General features: G+C 33.7%; 14 protein-coding genes. 9 read left to right on the top strand and 5 right to left on the bottom strand.

Annotation, left to right across the window (positions count from 1 at the left end; all coding sequences use genetic code 11):
- Positions 1-19: 19 nt before the first annotated feature.
- The 5 genes from VB798_RS17645 to VB798_RS17625 all read right to left on the bottom strand — a co-directional run bounded on the left by VB798_RS17645 (position 20) and on the right by VB798_RS17625 (position 4,591).
- Entirely contained in the window at positions 20-1,201 is a 1,182-nt protein-coding gene (locus tag VB798_RS17645) for an acetyl-CoA C-acyltransferase (RefSeq protein WP_323260734.1), read from the bottom strand.
- 11 nt (positions 1,202-1,212) lie between these two features.
- Positions 1,213-1,902: a tetratricopeptide repeat protein gene (locus VB798_RS17640; protein ID WP_323260732.1), complete on the bottom strand. Its 690-nt coding sequence runs from the start codon at positions 1,900-1,902 to the stop codon at positions 1,213-1,215.
- 101 nt (positions 1,903-2,003) lie between these two features.
- The gene (locus tag VB798_RS17635; protein ID WP_323260730.1) at positions 2,004-2,963 is read right to left on the bottom strand and encodes a vWA domain-containing protein; all 960 of its coding nucleotides are present in this window, start codon (positions 2,961-2,963) and stop codon (positions 2,004-2,006) included.
- Between the two features lie 26 nt (positions 2,964-2,989).
- On the bottom strand, positions 2,990-3,757 hold the full coding sequence (locus VB798_RS17630; protein ID WP_323260728.1) for a CDP-alcohol phosphatidyltransferase family protein: 768 nt from the start codon (positions 3,755-3,757) through the stop codon (positions 2,990-2,992).
- A 174-nt stretch (positions 3,758-3,931) separates the two neighbouring features.
- The gene (locus VB798_RS17625) at positions 3,932-4,591 is read right to left on the bottom strand and encodes a hypothetical protein (RefSeq protein ID WP_323260726.1); all 660 of its coding nucleotides are present in this window, start codon (positions 4,589-4,591) and stop codon (positions 3,932-3,934) included.
- 180 nt (positions 4,592-4,771) lie between these two features.
- Here VB798_RS17625 and VB798_RS17620 point away from each other — a divergent pair, with 180 nt between their 5' ends.
- The 9 genes from VB798_RS17620 (at position 4,772) to VB798_RS17580 (ending at position 13,209) form a co-directional block, all read left to right on the top strand.
- Positions 4,772-5,689: an RluA family pseudouridine synthase gene (locus VB798_RS17620; RefSeq protein ID WP_323260724.1), complete on the top strand. Its 918-nt coding sequence runs from the start codon at positions 4,772-4,774 to the stop codon at positions 5,687-5,689.
- Between the two features lie 680 nt (positions 5,690-6,369).
- Positions 6,370-6,615 (top strand): transposase, encoded by a 246-nt coding sequence (locus VB798_RS17615; RefSeq protein WP_323260722.1) that lies wholly within the window; start codon positions 6,370-6,372, stop codon positions 6,613-6,615.
- Between the two features lies 1 nt (position 6,616).
- The gene (locus VB798_RS17610; protein WP_323260721.1) at positions 6,617-6,886 is read left to right on the top strand and encodes a hypothetical protein; all 270 of its coding nucleotides are present in this window, start codon (positions 6,617-6,619) and stop codon (positions 6,884-6,886) included.
- 100 nt (positions 6,887-6,986) lie between these two features.
- Positions 6,987-7,562 carry a hypothetical protein gene (locus VB798_RS17605; RefSeq protein ID WP_323260719.1) on the top strand — a complete coding sequence of 192 codons (576 nt, stop codon included), beginning with the start codon at positions 6,987-6,989 and terminating at the stop codon, positions 7,560-7,562.
- 131 nt (positions 7,563-7,693) lie between these two features.
- Complete coding sequence (locus VB798_RS17600) at positions 7,694-8,107, top strand: hypothetical protein (protein ID WP_323260717.1); 414 nt, start codon at positions 7,694-7,696, stop codon at positions 8,105-8,107.
- A gap of 198 nt (positions 8,108-8,305) precedes the next feature.
- On the top strand, positions 8,306-9,034 hold the full coding sequence (locus VB798_RS17595; RefSeq protein WP_323260715.1) for an MBL fold metallo-hydrolase: 729 nt from the start codon (positions 8,306-8,308) through the stop codon (positions 9,032-9,034).
- Between the two features lie 159 nt (positions 9,035-9,193).
- Positions 9,194-12,178 carry a glycoside hydrolase family 2 protein gene (locus VB798_RS17590; protein ID WP_323260714.1) on the top strand — a complete coding sequence of 995 codons (2,985 nt, stop codon included), beginning with the start codon at positions 9,194-9,196 and terminating at the stop codon, positions 12,176-12,178.
- A gap of 209 nt (positions 12,179-12,387) precedes the next feature.
- Positions 12,388-12,915 (top strand): DinB family protein, encoded by a 528-nt coding sequence (locus tag VB798_RS17585; protein ID WP_323260712.1) that lies wholly within the window; start codon positions 12,388-12,390, stop codon positions 12,913-12,915.
- 66 nt (positions 12,916-12,981) lie between these two features.
- The gene (locus tag VB798_RS17580; protein ID WP_323260710.1) at positions 12,982-13,209 is read left to right on the top strand and encodes a DUF2798 domain-containing protein; all 228 of its coding nucleotides are present in this window, start codon (positions 12,982-12,984) and stop codon (positions 13,207-13,209) included.
- Positions 13,210-13,470: the final 261 nt, after the last annotated feature.

Here is a 13,470-nt window from a genome sequence, read left to right as displayed (position 1 = left end):
TACCACAAACTTTCAGAGATTACATCCTTTCAATCACAATAGCAGATGCTCCTCCGCCACCATTACAAATACCAGCGGCTCCGTATCTTGCTCCTTTTTGTTTTAAAATATAAATTAAAGAAGTAACTATTCTAGCTCCGGATGCTCCTAGTGGATGCCCTAAAGCTACTGCACCACCGTGTACATTTACTTTTTTATGTGGAATATCCAATATTTTTTCAAAAGCCAAAGGTACAACAGCAAAGGCTTCGTTTACTTCATAATAATCAATTTCTTCTTTAATTAAATTAGCCATTTTGATTGCTTTTGGCAAAGCTACTGTTGGCGTTGTTGTAAAGAATTCTGGTTCTTGTTCAGCATCTGCCATACCAATAATTTTGGCGATTGGCAATAAACCTAATTTATCAGCTTTCTTTTTAGACATTAATACTAAAGCAGATGCACCATCACTTAGGTTTGATGAACTTGCAGCAGTAACAGTTCCTCTTTTTTCAAAAGCTGGTTTTAAATCTGGAATTTTCTCAAATTTTACTTTTTTGAATTCCTCATCTTCAGTAACAAGAATACTTCCTTGTTTGGTTTTTACTTCTACTGGAACAATTTCGCCTGCGAATGAGCCACTTTCAGCTGCTGCGGCAGCACGTTTGTAAGAATCAATGGCATAGCTATCTTGTGCTTCACGGCTAATTCCGTATTTACGAGCGGTTCTATCGGCAAAAAAGCCCATTGAACAGTTTTCATAAACATCCGTTAAACCATCTTTTTCTAATCCGTCAACAATAGTTGATGAACCATATTTATAACCGAATCTTGCATTTGGAACATAAAATGGGGCATTCGACATACTCTCCATTCCGCCCGCTACTACAATATCCGAAATCCCAAGCATGATGCTTTGAGCCGCCAACATAATTGCTTTTGTTCCCGAAGCACAAACTTTATTGATTGTTGTACATTTTGCCTGAGGTGATAAACCAGCACCCAAAGCTGCTTGGCGAGCAGGAGCTTGCCCTAAATTGGCAGAAACAACATTGCCCATTAATACTTCTTCTACAATTTCAGGCTTAATATTTGCCTTTTCCACAGCCGCTTTGATAGCGATACTTCCTAATTGAGTAGCCGATAGGCTAGATAATGCTCCTCCGAAACTTCCAATCGGCGTTCTAACTGCCGAAATGATATAAACTTCCTGTGTATTCATAAATGCGGTTCTTACCAGTTTTGCTTTGTTATTGTTTTATTAGGGTTTTTGGTGACTTTTTGACGTTGCTGAATATATTGGATTTCACTATTTTTCATAGCGTCCAATATGGTTTTGGCTTTGTCAACTGTTAAGCCATAGTTTTTTAATGTTTTAAGTAACTCTTGTTGGTTTTCATTTTTTGCTACTTCAGCATTTTCCTGAGGAGGAGGTTTAGGAGGCGTTTTTTGACTGCTGGGCGGCGGCGGTTTAGGTGGCTCTTGCTTAGGTTTGAATTTCCTTTTCAATAATTCATAATTAAACCTAGCGATATTGTTTTCGGGCATGATTACTAAAGCTTGCTTGAAAAGTGTCAATGCTTTAGCGGTATCTTGCTGATTACAAAATATTAAACCCAATTGTACTAAAGTAGTTGAAGTTAATTTAGCTTCTTTTAGTCCACTTAATCGAGCATATATTTGGCGGGCAGCAAGCGTGTCTTTGGCCTCAAAAAGAGCATGTGCATAATTTAAAGATACTTCTGGAGGTGTAAAAACAGATTGTTTTGATAAAATAAGATACTGGTTTGCCGCTTCACGATAATTACCTTTCCTGAATGCAATTAATGCCTCGATTTTTGCTCGATTTCTATTGTTTACTTTTGAAAAAGAGCCATTATCAAGTATCCAAAGAAAAATATATAAGACAAATTGATTTAACAAAGTTGATTAATATTTAGTGATTTTTAAAATCCGACAAATTAAAATTTATCAATAATATAAAATTTTTTGTTATTTGATTTTTAAAATACGCTACTCCAACACTATAATTGGAAAGTTCGCACCGTGAAAAAAACATCAATTCCGAGCAAAAATAATGCAATGATTAGAAAATAAAAATATTTATTTACAGCAACATTAATTTGCTGATTACTGGAAATTGTACTTGTAATTTGATTTATTTCGGTAATTAACTCCGTCAAACTATTGGATATATTGCTAATTTCTAAGTATTTACCTTTGGCTTCGTTCGTTACTTTCTTCAATAAAATGTTATCTAATTTGGTGATAACAACATTTCCTTCACTGTCTTTTTTAAAGGTATTTTCTTCTTTGATTGATGAACCTTCAGGCGTTCCGATGCCTACAGCGAAGAAATTGATACCATTTTGCTTGATTTGCCCAACGATATTTCTATCGTATTCATCTGCAAATTCACCATCGCTTATCAAGACAATTACTTTTGATTTATTTTTTGATTTAGATTTTTGGAAGCGATTATACGCTAATTCAAGTGCAGGATTGATTTGTGAACCTCCGCCAGTTAACAAATTAGTATTGATTTTCGGAACAAACAAACTGATAGCATTTCTATCAAAAGTAAGTGGCGATAATAATATAGCTTCGTCTGAAAACACAATAATACCAATTCTATCATTCGGAAATTGATTAATTACTCTGTTAATCTCAAACTTGGCTTTTTCAATTCTACTGGGCTGAATATCTGTAGCGTCCATTGATTTTGAAACATCTACTAGAAAAAATATCTCTCTACTTTCTGCTTTTATGGCTTCGTTCAATTCTCCAAAAGATGGATTTAACAAAGCTAGCAACATTAAACCAAAATAGATGGTTCTTAGAAAGAATTTCAAAATACTTGAGCGTGCTGTGGTTTTTAGTCTTCTTGCTATCCAAAAAACCCGTCCCAAATAAATTAAATACAAAATAAAAAATATAGCGATAAACCAATATTCAGTTTTCCCTAACTCCGAGGTTAAATTCATCTTTTGAGGAAATAAAGGTATTACGTTTACTTCACTAGTAATTTTCTGATTAAAATTACAAATAAACCAAAAATACTGTACCAAGCAAAGAAAGGCAATATCATTTCGGTTAATCTTAAGCAAAGTAAACTACAAATGATGAGCAACTGAAAGCCTAGTCCTAAGAAAGAGAGTAAACTCATAAACCATTTTGGGAATTGCTTTACAAAAAGAGCGGGCTTGTCTAATACTAAAACCAAAGCATCGAAGACTACATATAAACACAAAAATGTGGCATGTAAAACATTGGCTATTTTCTGATTTTCGTAATGATAGCTGATTGGCTTCCTAAATTCAAGAATACGACTTGTCTCATCATTGTTCAAGCGTCTCCTCAAAATTACATAATAATAGTTATAAATAGAACATTGAAATTCAATCCCAAAAAAGGCAAGTAAAAAAGTAAGCTTAGACGAACTTTCGATACTGAGAATACTTAGTAGAATAAGCAGATTAATGATAAAATCGAAAATGGAATCTAAATATCGACCAATAATAGAAGGATGTTTCGTGATTCTTGCGATTTCACCATCCACAGCATCTAAAATATTTTTTAACATTAAAAACAAAGCAGCCAACACAAAATGATGTGTAAGAATACAAAAGACACAAGCAATACCAGCCAAAAAGAAAGTAAAAGTTATTTGAATAGCATTTATTTTTAACCTTGATAAATGAAGTGCAAGAAAACTGGCAATAGGTCGTCCGTAGTCAGAGAAGTCAATAAATTTATCGTCAATAGAAAGTTTTGGCATTATGGAGTTGAAAATACTGAATAGATAATTTAACAAATAGGTAGAAATTAATCGTCCTTGTATAACTCGTTTTCAAGTTCTTTGTTATCAAAAATATTGTATAAAAACAGAAACGGCTCTATTTTGCATGATAAATAGAGCCGTTTCTATGGAAATTTATATCAATAAACTATTCTACAGTTTTTCATAATAAGCCAAGACATTAGCTACATCACTCCATTCCTTAATTTTAATGTTTTCTTTTTTGAAATACTCTTCTAATTGACTTGATTTATCACTTAAAATGGCAAGAATAGCCTTTTTGTCTTTTTTAACTTTTACCATTGTACCATCAGTTTTATAAAGATAGTAATAAGTATTATGTAAAAATTTCTTGATTTTAGTAGCCGAATTATAAGGCTTTTCTTCATACATTACCGCATTTTTGAAACATAATAATTTTAGTTTTCCATCATATAAAACTTCGTAAAAGCTATTATTACTTTGTCCGTCGATGGTAGGGAAACCTTTTCTAAACGTAGCGTTGATGAGCGTAAACTCATCAAAAGGATTGGTTAAAATAAAAGCTTGGTCGTTTCTTTGAAATTCAAGTTCGCCCGATGCCATATTATATCTCAAAGCATTGTAATTAATTACAGAACCATTTTTCAGCTTAATACTTCCGGGAGTCCACTGTTCGGGTAAATATGGATTTCCTTCTATTTCTACATAATTGTTTGAAAGAATAGGTTTTCCGTTGACGTCTTGAAGCATAGTCCCAGCGTTGCTCATTCCCTGAGCATAGCCAGAGATTACTTTAATAGATAGTAAGAGGATAAAAATTGTTTTTTTCATTTCGTTGTTGATTTTTTCTTTTAACGACTAAACTTAACAAAATATTCAATTTGATACAAGTTTTAAAATTGGCTTTCAAGCTGTGCTTGGTTGAGATTATTGAAAATAAACTTCTATTTTTTGTACCTTTGCAAAACCAAATGAGATTAACTTTTGGAAAACAGTAAACAGTGTTGAAAGATGAAAGAAACGGATAGAAGAGTTAGTGAACGAAATCCAAAAGATACAAAAAAAGCAGAAGTGCGTTTTGAAGTAAGCGAACCTGCTGAATTAATGACTTTTTTATTGGATAAAATGCCACATAAAAGCCGTCATAATATAAAGTCTTATTTAAGAGACAAACAAGTATTGGTTGACAACAAAGCTGAAACTCAATATAATTACAAGCTAAGAGTAGGGCAAAGTGTGAATATTAAAAGTTCTAAAGCTCCTGAAATTCAGAAGTACAAAGGACTGACGATTATTTATGAAGACCAATATTTAATCATTATTGAAAAACAAGAAGGTTTCCTTTCTATTGCTACCGAAAAACAAAAACTGTATAATGCTTACAGTACTTTGAGTGACCACGTAAAGAAACAAGACCCCGCCAACAGAATTTTTGTAGTGCATCGCCTCGACCGTGAAACTTCAGGTTTAATGATGTTTGCCAAAAGCGAAAGAATACAAAAACTTTTGCAAGAATCTTGGAATGAAACCATTCAGCAACGTACTTATTTGGCAGTGGTGGAAGGACATATCGAGTATCCTCTCGGAACAGTTCGTTCTTATTTAGTAGAAAGTAAAGCTTTAACAGTGTATTCAACTTCCAATCCAAACTTAGGAAAAGAAGCCATTACGCATTATGATACCATTGATGCGACGGAATTTAATACTTTGGTAAAAGTAAATTTAGAAACAGGACGTAAAAACCAAATCAGAGTACACATGAAAGACATTGGTCATCCGATTGTGGGCGATGAAAAGTACGGCGCTAAAACCGATCCAATTGGTCGTTTAGGGCTACATGCTTGGGTACTCTCATTTGTACATCCAATTACAGATGAAGAAATGTACTTTGAAACAACAGTTCCTAAAAAGTTTTTGAGTTTGTTTTAGCCTTTGGTTGTTGGCTATTATTCGGCTATCAAAAAGCCATCAACTGTTCAGTATAAAATCTTATCACAATCCCTTTCTCATTCAGAGAAGGGGATTTTTTGTAAAATAAATAATCCTCTTCTTTCTTTATTACAAGTATTATTTTATGTTTGTGAAAAGCTAAACATGGTTGTGCACCAGCGATATAACACCGAAAACCACTCCTTAGCTTCATGATTTTTTATCCTTTTTATTAATTAGATTTTAAACATTCATCACAATTGATGTCAGCGGAGAGATGTAAAGTGATTCCCGAGAGATGTTTTATGTCATCGACGAGATAAAAAGTGATTCCTGAGAGATATTTTATGTCATCGGAGAGATGTAAAGTGATTCCCGAGAGATGTTTTATGTCATCGACGAGATAAAAAGTGATTCCTGAGAGATATTTTATGTCATCGGAGAGATAAAAAGTGATTCCTGAGAGATGTTTTGTGTCATTGGAGAGATAAAAAGTGATTCCCGAGAGATGTTTTGTGTCATCGAAGAGATGTAAAGTGATTCTTGAGAGATATTTTATGTGATCAATTAAGTGCCTACGACTAATATTAGAAAACAGAAATTTCGCCCTCGTTGGAGTTATCTCCAACGAGATGAGCGTCAGCAACAAACCAAAGCTAAATACTACAAAACTTAATGATATGAATCATCACTACGTACAGTTTTTTACAGCTACAATTCTATGGTGGAAGCCTTTACTCAAACCTGATAAGTATAAACAAATCATCATTGATAGCCTTAAATTTTTGGTTGAAAATCATCGAGTAAAAGTATATGGTTTTGTGATTATGCCTAATCATATTCACTTGGTCTGGAAAATCAATGAAAACTATTTATTGAAAGATGTACAAAGAGATTTTTTGAAATATACAGCTCAACAAATTTGATTTGATAAAGAATCATCCTGCTGTTTTACCTCATTTTGAAGTGAATCTAAAAGACAGGCAATATCAATTTTGGGAAAGAAATCCTTTGAGTATAGATTTATATTCACGAAAAGTTATTGAACAAAAGCTATCCTATATTCATGCTAATCCATTGAAAGGAAAATGGTTGTTAGCAAATAGCCCTGATAAATATTGGTTTTCCTCTTATCGTTTTTATGAAATGAATATTGATGAGTTTGGTTTCTTAACTCATTACCTTGAGGATTGTTAATTGGCGAGTTGCTGACGCAAGGCTTGTTGGTGAAAAACACCAACAAAGGCGGAAAAATCTTAAATACCAACACCGTAAACAATTTAACAAAACATATAAAATGAAATTCTTTCTTACACTAAAACACTGGCAACTATTTGTATTTGCTTGTGTACTTCCTTTTTTCATTGACTTAACATCATTCATAAATTATACCATTGGTGCGATTTATGTCTTTCCTTTAATGATGATACTTTTTGTGTTCTTTTTCTTTGGCTGGTTCTATGCAGTAGGAACAAATCTTTATCCAAAACTGCCTGCAAAAGCTAAAATGAGCCTAACAAGATTTAAGATTTTCTTATTCTTTCCTGTTTTTTACATTCTGGCAATATCAGTATTTTTAGTGGTCAGTATGATACCCTACTCTACAAATGGAGGTCCAATTGAACCTTGGATTTTTTTACTAATACTTCCCTTACATTTATTTTCAATGTTTTGTATTTTTTACTGCTTATATTTTATAGCAAAAGCATTAAAATCAGTGGAGACACAAGTATCTGCAACATTTAGTGATTATTTAGGCGATTTTTTCTTGATTTGGTTTTTCCCAATAGGCATCTGGGTAATTCAACCAAGAATCAACAAACTTTTTGATGAATCTGATTCAGGAGAAGAAGTAGTAGAGGAGGTTTATTGATGTTAGGTGATTACCTCTAAATTAGCCAAGTATCAAGCAAAGCATTACTTGTACTAATTATTTTAATAAAGACCCAATACCTAATTCTTGAACGAGTTTTTAACTAGTTAACCCTTTTAAAATAAACGACAATGAACATTTCAACGATGAAAATTACCTCTCTTTTATGCCTTACTTTGTTGACTGCTTGCAACAATGCAAAAGATAATGCTAATATTGTTTTTGAGAAATTCTCTCCTACTACCAAGGAGTACAAAAATGAACTAGCAACAAAACTAAAATCGAATCCACAAGAACTCCATTATACTTTTAACAAATTCGTTGAAAATAATGGGAAAGAATATCTTGATATTAAAATAAAAGGAGATGACTTTGAAGCAACAGGATTAGTATTAGTAAATGACTGGAATAAACTTGAAGAAATGAAAAGTACTAATGGAGTGGGATATGCTGGGGCAGAATTAAAAGGACTTGAGTTAGCTGTTATCCCTAGTCCATCTGGAGCGGACTTGGTTTATAAAGACCTAGAAGAAATTATTGACTAAAATATCAGCAATAGAGGAGGTTTGTTGATTTTATGGTTGCTATTTCCCTTCACACTTATTTAAGGGTTAAAAGAAAGTAAATCTTGCATAATTTTAATTTATCTAGTTGATACATTGCTTTGGTTTGAGGTATTTGTCAATATTGTAATACTTTAATCTAAGAGATATATTGATTGATTTTAAGATAATCATTAAGCCATGCAAATTATACCGCTCAAAGAAGGGAATTACTCTGTTGATAAAAACAAAAAATTTACATTAATAACAGCTGATAACCAATCGGTTTTGAAAGGTTTAAATGTAGGTGTACAACCTTTTTTAATCATTACAGATGATGATTTTATTTTGCTTGATACTGGTTTGGGCGGACTTGTCAATGAAATTCCATTGATTCATCTTTTGTTAGCCAAAGAACATATTAAACCAGAGCAAATCACTAAATTACTTATTTCTCATTTGCATAAAGACCATGTTTTGGGGATAGGACATTTCTTCGAAAATAGATTTATCCCCAATTTTCCCAATGCAAAAATTTATATACAAACACGTGAATGGGACTATGTAAAAGAGCAAAAAGGAAACACATCATACCTTTTTGAGCATTTAGAAGAAACTATAAAACTCCCCAATATTGAATGGATGACTGATGATAAAGGACAAATAACGCCTGAGATTTACTATGAAGTAGTAGGCGGACATACGCCTTTTCATCAAGTATTTTTAATCAAAGAAAACGAGCAAATTGCTTTTTATGGGGGCGATAATTTGCCACAAACTGGCTATTTGAAATATCATTTTGCTTATAAAAATGATTTTGATGGAAAGAAAGCAATGAATTGGCGTGAGCAATGGAAAATACTCGCTGAAAAAGAACATTGGCATATTTTATTGTATCATGATGTTGAAAACGCTGTGGTACAATTGTAATTCACGCTGTTATAAAAGCTATACTTGTTAGCAAAGTAGGATTGAGAGCTTTGAGTAAAACTGTGGATGATAACACTTTATGCTCAGGTGATGATTTATTAATTGTGGATATAATTAATAGCTTGTCATTCAAAAGATTTAAACAATAAAGCTCTCAAAATGAATTATATCTTCTGTTTAAGAAGAAGTGGTGTAAGCGCACTACTTTGCTTCTTATTCTGTTCGGCTATTGCCCAACAGAACCCTCATCCTAGAATCAAATACAATTTTAATCCATCTTGGAAAATGTTTGTGGGCGATGATTCGCTAGCTTCGCAAGTTGCATTTAATGATGCTGCATGGAAACCAGTTACTTTACCTCGTGCTTTTAATGAAGACGAAGCCTTTAAAGTTTCTATCGAAAAACACTCAACTGGAATTATCTGGTACAGAAAGCATTTTAAGATTGATGCCAATCAGAAAGGAAAGAAAATTTTCTTGGAATTTGAAGGCGTCAGACAAGCAGGCGAGTTTTTCCTAAACGGTAAGCCAATCGGGCTTAGTGAAAATGGTGCGATGGCTTTTGGTTTCGACATCAGTAATGAAGTAAAGTTTGGTGAAGAAAACGTAATTGCCGCAAGAATTGATAATGCTTGGAATTATCATGAAAAAGCTACTAGAAGTGGTTTTCAATGGAATGATAAAAACTTTAATGCCAATTATGGAGGCATCACCAAGAATGTATATTTGCATATTGCGGATAAATTATACCAAACTTTGCCTTTGTATTCCAACTTAAAATCAACGGGAATATATATTTATGCCAAAAATTTTAACATTCCTCAAAAATCTGCGACTGTCACAGCCGAAGCAGAAATAAAGAATGAATACGCTGAGACAAAGACTTTTCAGTACTCAGCTTATGTAGAAGATGCTGTAACAGGAAAAAGAATTACTACAAATTTCAAACCTATAAACATTACTTTACAAGCCAACGAAAGCCAAATTGTTAAAACAGAATCGTTTATCAAAGATTTGAATTTCTGGAGTTGGGGTTTTGGCTATTTATACAATGTATATACTACCGTTAGTCTCAATAACAAAGTAATTGATGTAGTAAAAACCACCACAGGATTTAGAAAAACTGCTTTCGAAAATGGTGCTTTAACGTTGAATGATAGAATACTTCATTTAAAAGGCTATGCGCAAAGAACTAGTAATGAATGGCCAGCCATTGGGGCTTCTGTACCCGCTTGGTTGAGTGATTACAGTAATCAATTAATGGTAGAAAGTAATGCCAATTTGGTAAGATGGATGCACATTAGTCCTTGGAAACAGGATGTAGAAAGTTGTGATAGAGTAGGGTTGATTCAAGCCATGCCAGCGGGCGATTCTGAAAAGGATGTTGAAGGTAGAAGATGGGAACAACGCAAAGAGGTAATGCGTGATGCCATTATTTATAATCGAAATAACCCAAGTATTATCTTTTATGAATCGGGCAATAACCAAATCAGCGAGCAACACATGAAAGAAATGAAAGCCATCAGAAATATGTATGATGCACATGGCGGTAGAGCAATCGGTAGCAGAAATATGTTAGCTAGTAAAGAAGCTGAATATGGCGGAGAAATGCTTTATATCAACAAAAGTGCTTCAAAACCGATGTGGCAAATGGAGTATAGTCGTGATGAAGCTTTACGAAAATATTGGGATGAATTTTCGCCACCCTATCATAAAGAAGGTGAAGGACCAACACACAACGGACAAGACGCCAGTGTTTATAACCGTAATCAAGATACGCAAGCCATTGAAAATATTACTCGTTGGTTTGAATATTGGAAGGAAAGACCGGGAACAGGAAAGCGAGTTAATGGCGGAGGCGTAAATATTATCTTTTCTGAAAGTAATACGCATCATCGTGGAGCAGAAAACTTTAGAAGAAGTGGAGAAGTAGATGCGCTCCGTATTATTAAAGACGGTTTTTATGCACATCAAATTATGTGGGATGGTTGGGTTGATGTTGAAAAACCACGTATCCACATCATTGGTCATTGGAATTATAATGAAGGAGTTTCTAAAAATATTTCTGTAATGTCGAGTGCAGATAAAGTAGAATTATTTGTCAATGGTAAATCATTAGGTTTTGGAGAACAAAGTAATCGTTTCCTTTATACCTTCAAAAATGTTACTTGGAAAGCAGGAATAATTTCAGCCATTGGTTATGATGCAAAAGGCAAAAAACTTTGCGAAGCCAAACATGAAACCGCAGGCGAACCTTTTGCTGTTAAGTTAAGCCAAATTAATCCAGCAAAATCATTATTTGCCAATGGTGCAGATTTAGCTTTGATAGAAGTAGAAGTTGTGGATGCAAAAGGCAATCGTTGTCCGACAGCTTTGAACGAAATCCAGTTTTCTATAACTGGAGAAGCCGAATGGAGAGGAGGCATGGCACAAGGACCAGATAATTATATTTTATCAAAAACATTGCCTGTAGAATGTGGCGTAAACCGTTTCTTAATTCGTTCAACACTTACTGCGGGCAATATTATTATTAATGCCAATGCAAATGGACTGAAAGAAGGAAGTATTTCTTTAAAATCTATTCCTTTTGACGTAAAAGATGGTTTAGCTTTACAGTTGCCGTCTTATGGTTTGGTGTCGAATTTATCAAGAGGAGCAACGCCTTCGTCTTCTGCATTTACTGTTACTCGAAAAGCCTTAACAATTGTAAGTGCTACTGCTGGGGCAAATCAAGAGAAAGCGAGTGCTAGTTATGATGATAACGAAGCAAGCGATTGGGTAAACGATGGAAAGTTGGGTACTGCTTGGATTGAATATGAAATTGCAAATACCAGTAGCATCAATGAAGTAACCTTGAAACTGAATAATTTCAGAACAAGAACCTATCCAATCAGTATTTCAATTGATGGAAAAGAGGCTTTCAAAGGAAATACTACTCGTAACTTGGGTTATTTTACAGCAAGTTTCAAAGCCATTGCTGGTAAGAAAATTAAAATAGCACTTGCTGACCAAGTAGAAATTCAGGATGATAACAGCAAAGAAGTAAATGGGAAAAAACTAGATGATGGAGTATCCAGAAAAGAAGCTGATACAAAAGGAAGCTTAGCCATTATTGAAGCAGAGCTATATTCTCCTGTTAAATAAAAGATTAAAATTTTGGATAAAGTAGAATAGAGTAACATGAAATGCTTGAGGTATTACTTCAAGCATTTTTGTTTTACAGCAGTCATTTTTTTTAAAAATTAGTTCCTACTGAAAGATTAAAATGAAAAAAAATTGTTTGAAGGAATTATCTGGAGATATTTTCACTTATTAGTTTAGCAATTTCATTCAGCTATAAAACTCATATTAACATGAAAAAAATTAAGTTATTACTATCGTTATTATTCGCCTTTGCTGCGTTTCAATCAGTAAGTGCACAGTCGAACGAAGATTTAGTGAAGGATTGGGAAAGAGCAAAAGCTTATACCAAAGAGTATTTAGACGCCATGCCAGAGAGTGGTTATTCATTGAAACCAACACCTGAAATGCGTTCTTTTGCAGAACAAATGCTTCACCTGACAGATGCCAACTATACTTTCACTTCGGCAGTAACAGGTGAGAAAAGTCCAGTAGGAATGGGTGCATCTGAAAAATCAACAGATAAATCGAAAGAAAATGTAACGAAGCTAGTATTGGCAAGTTATGACTATGTGATTGATGGCATTAAGAAAATGACGCCAGAGAAGTTAAATGAAAGCGTTAAGCTTTTTGGCCGTTTCGAGATGACAAAAGCTGCGGCTTTGAACAAAAATTTTGAACATCAAACACATCACAGAGGACAAACGACTGTTTACATTCGTTTAGCAGGTGCAAAACCACCGCAAGAAAAATTATTCTAGTGATGGTTTTATCGAGATAAATAATGGCAAATTTTCTCGTGACATCAAGACAAAACATTTTAAAGGATGAAACAAAAATACTTTAGGTACATCAATACTTTATTTATTGTATTTCCAATGACCTTAATTATGGCTTTAGTGGGTACGCTAAGAAATAATGGATTGAGTGAAGATTGGTTAATCAAGTTACTCAAAACATGGAGTATCATGTTTCCAGTAGCCTACCTTTCGGCATTTATCATTATTCCTCAAGCTCGTAAATTAGCAGAGAAAGTAACAGAAATGAATAAATAGTATTTTGTTGCTAATTGAATATCAATTAAAGTCAGATTATATAGACCTAAATCAACTCAAAACGCTTGAAGGCTTTCTTCAAGCGTTTTTTTAATGTTTAAAAATGGTCTTTAGTTCACTCAGAGTGGTCTTATAGTTCACTTTGTCTCATCCTAAAAAAGCTTGACAGTATTAGCTAACCTTTAGCACAATGTCTTTATCGAGCGAATCTTCTTTTAATACAACTTTAGTTTCTTCGTCTTTCGAGCAACAGGATGAGGA

It is taken from the genome of Arcicella lustrica (genome assembly GCF_034930985.1).
GTDB classification, from domain to species: Bacteria; Bacteroidota; Bacteroidia; order Cytophagales; family Spirosomataceae; genus Arcicella; species Arcicella lustrica.
This window is presented reverse-complemented; position numbering and strand designations above follow the sequence as displayed.

What these genes read in the sequence shown, in the direction of transcription:
- VB798_RS17625 (WP_323260726.1), bottom strand. Translation starts at nt 4,591, where the DNA reads ATGAAAAAAACAATTTTTATCCTCTTACTATCTATTAAAGTAATCTCT.
- VB798_RS17630 (WP_323260728.1), bottom strand. Translation starts at nt 3,757, where the DNA reads ATGCCAAAACTTTCTATTGACGATAAATTTATTGACTTCTCTGACTAC.
- VB798_RS17605 (WP_323260719.1), top strand. Translation starts at nt 6,987, where the DNA reads ATGAAATTCTTTCTTACACTAAAACACTGGCAACTATTTGTATTTGCT.
- VB798_RS17645 (WP_323260734.1), bottom strand. Translation starts at nt 1,201, where the DNA reads ATGAATACACAGGAAGTTTATATCATTTCGGCAGTTAGAACGCCGATT.
- VB798_RS17590 (WP_323260714.1), top strand. Translation starts at nt 9,194, where the DNA reads ATGAATTATATCTTCTGTTTAAGAAGAAGTGGTGTAAGCGCACTACTT.
- VB798_RS17600 (WP_323260717.1), top strand. Translation starts at nt 7,694, where the DNA reads ATGAACATTTCAACGATGAAAATTACCTCTCTTTTATGCCTTACTTTG.
- VB798_RS17585 (WP_323260712.1), top strand. Translation starts at nt 12,388, where the DNA reads ATGAAAAAAATTAAGTTATTACTATCGTTATTATTCGCCTTTGCTGCG.
- VB798_RS17580 (WP_323260710.1), top strand. Translation starts at nt 12,982, where the DNA reads ATGAAACAAAAATACTTTAGGTACATCAATACTTTATTTATTGTATTT.
- VB798_RS17620 (WP_323260724.1), top strand. Translation starts at nt 4,772, where the DNA reads ATGAAAGAAACGGATAGAAGAGTTAGTGAACGAAATCCAAAAGATACA.
- VB798_RS17635 (WP_323260730.1), bottom strand. Translation starts at nt 2,963, where the DNA reads ATGAATTTAACCTCGGAGTTAGGGAAAACTGAATATTGGTTTATCGCT.
- VB798_RS17595 (WP_323260715.1), top strand. Translation starts at nt 8,306, where the DNA reads ATGCAAATTATACCGCTCAAAGAAGGGAATTACTCTGTTGATAAAAAC.
- VB798_RS17615 (WP_323260722.1), top strand. Translation starts at nt 6,370, where the DNA reads ATGAATCATCACTACGTACAGTTTTTTACAGCTACAATTCTATGGTGG.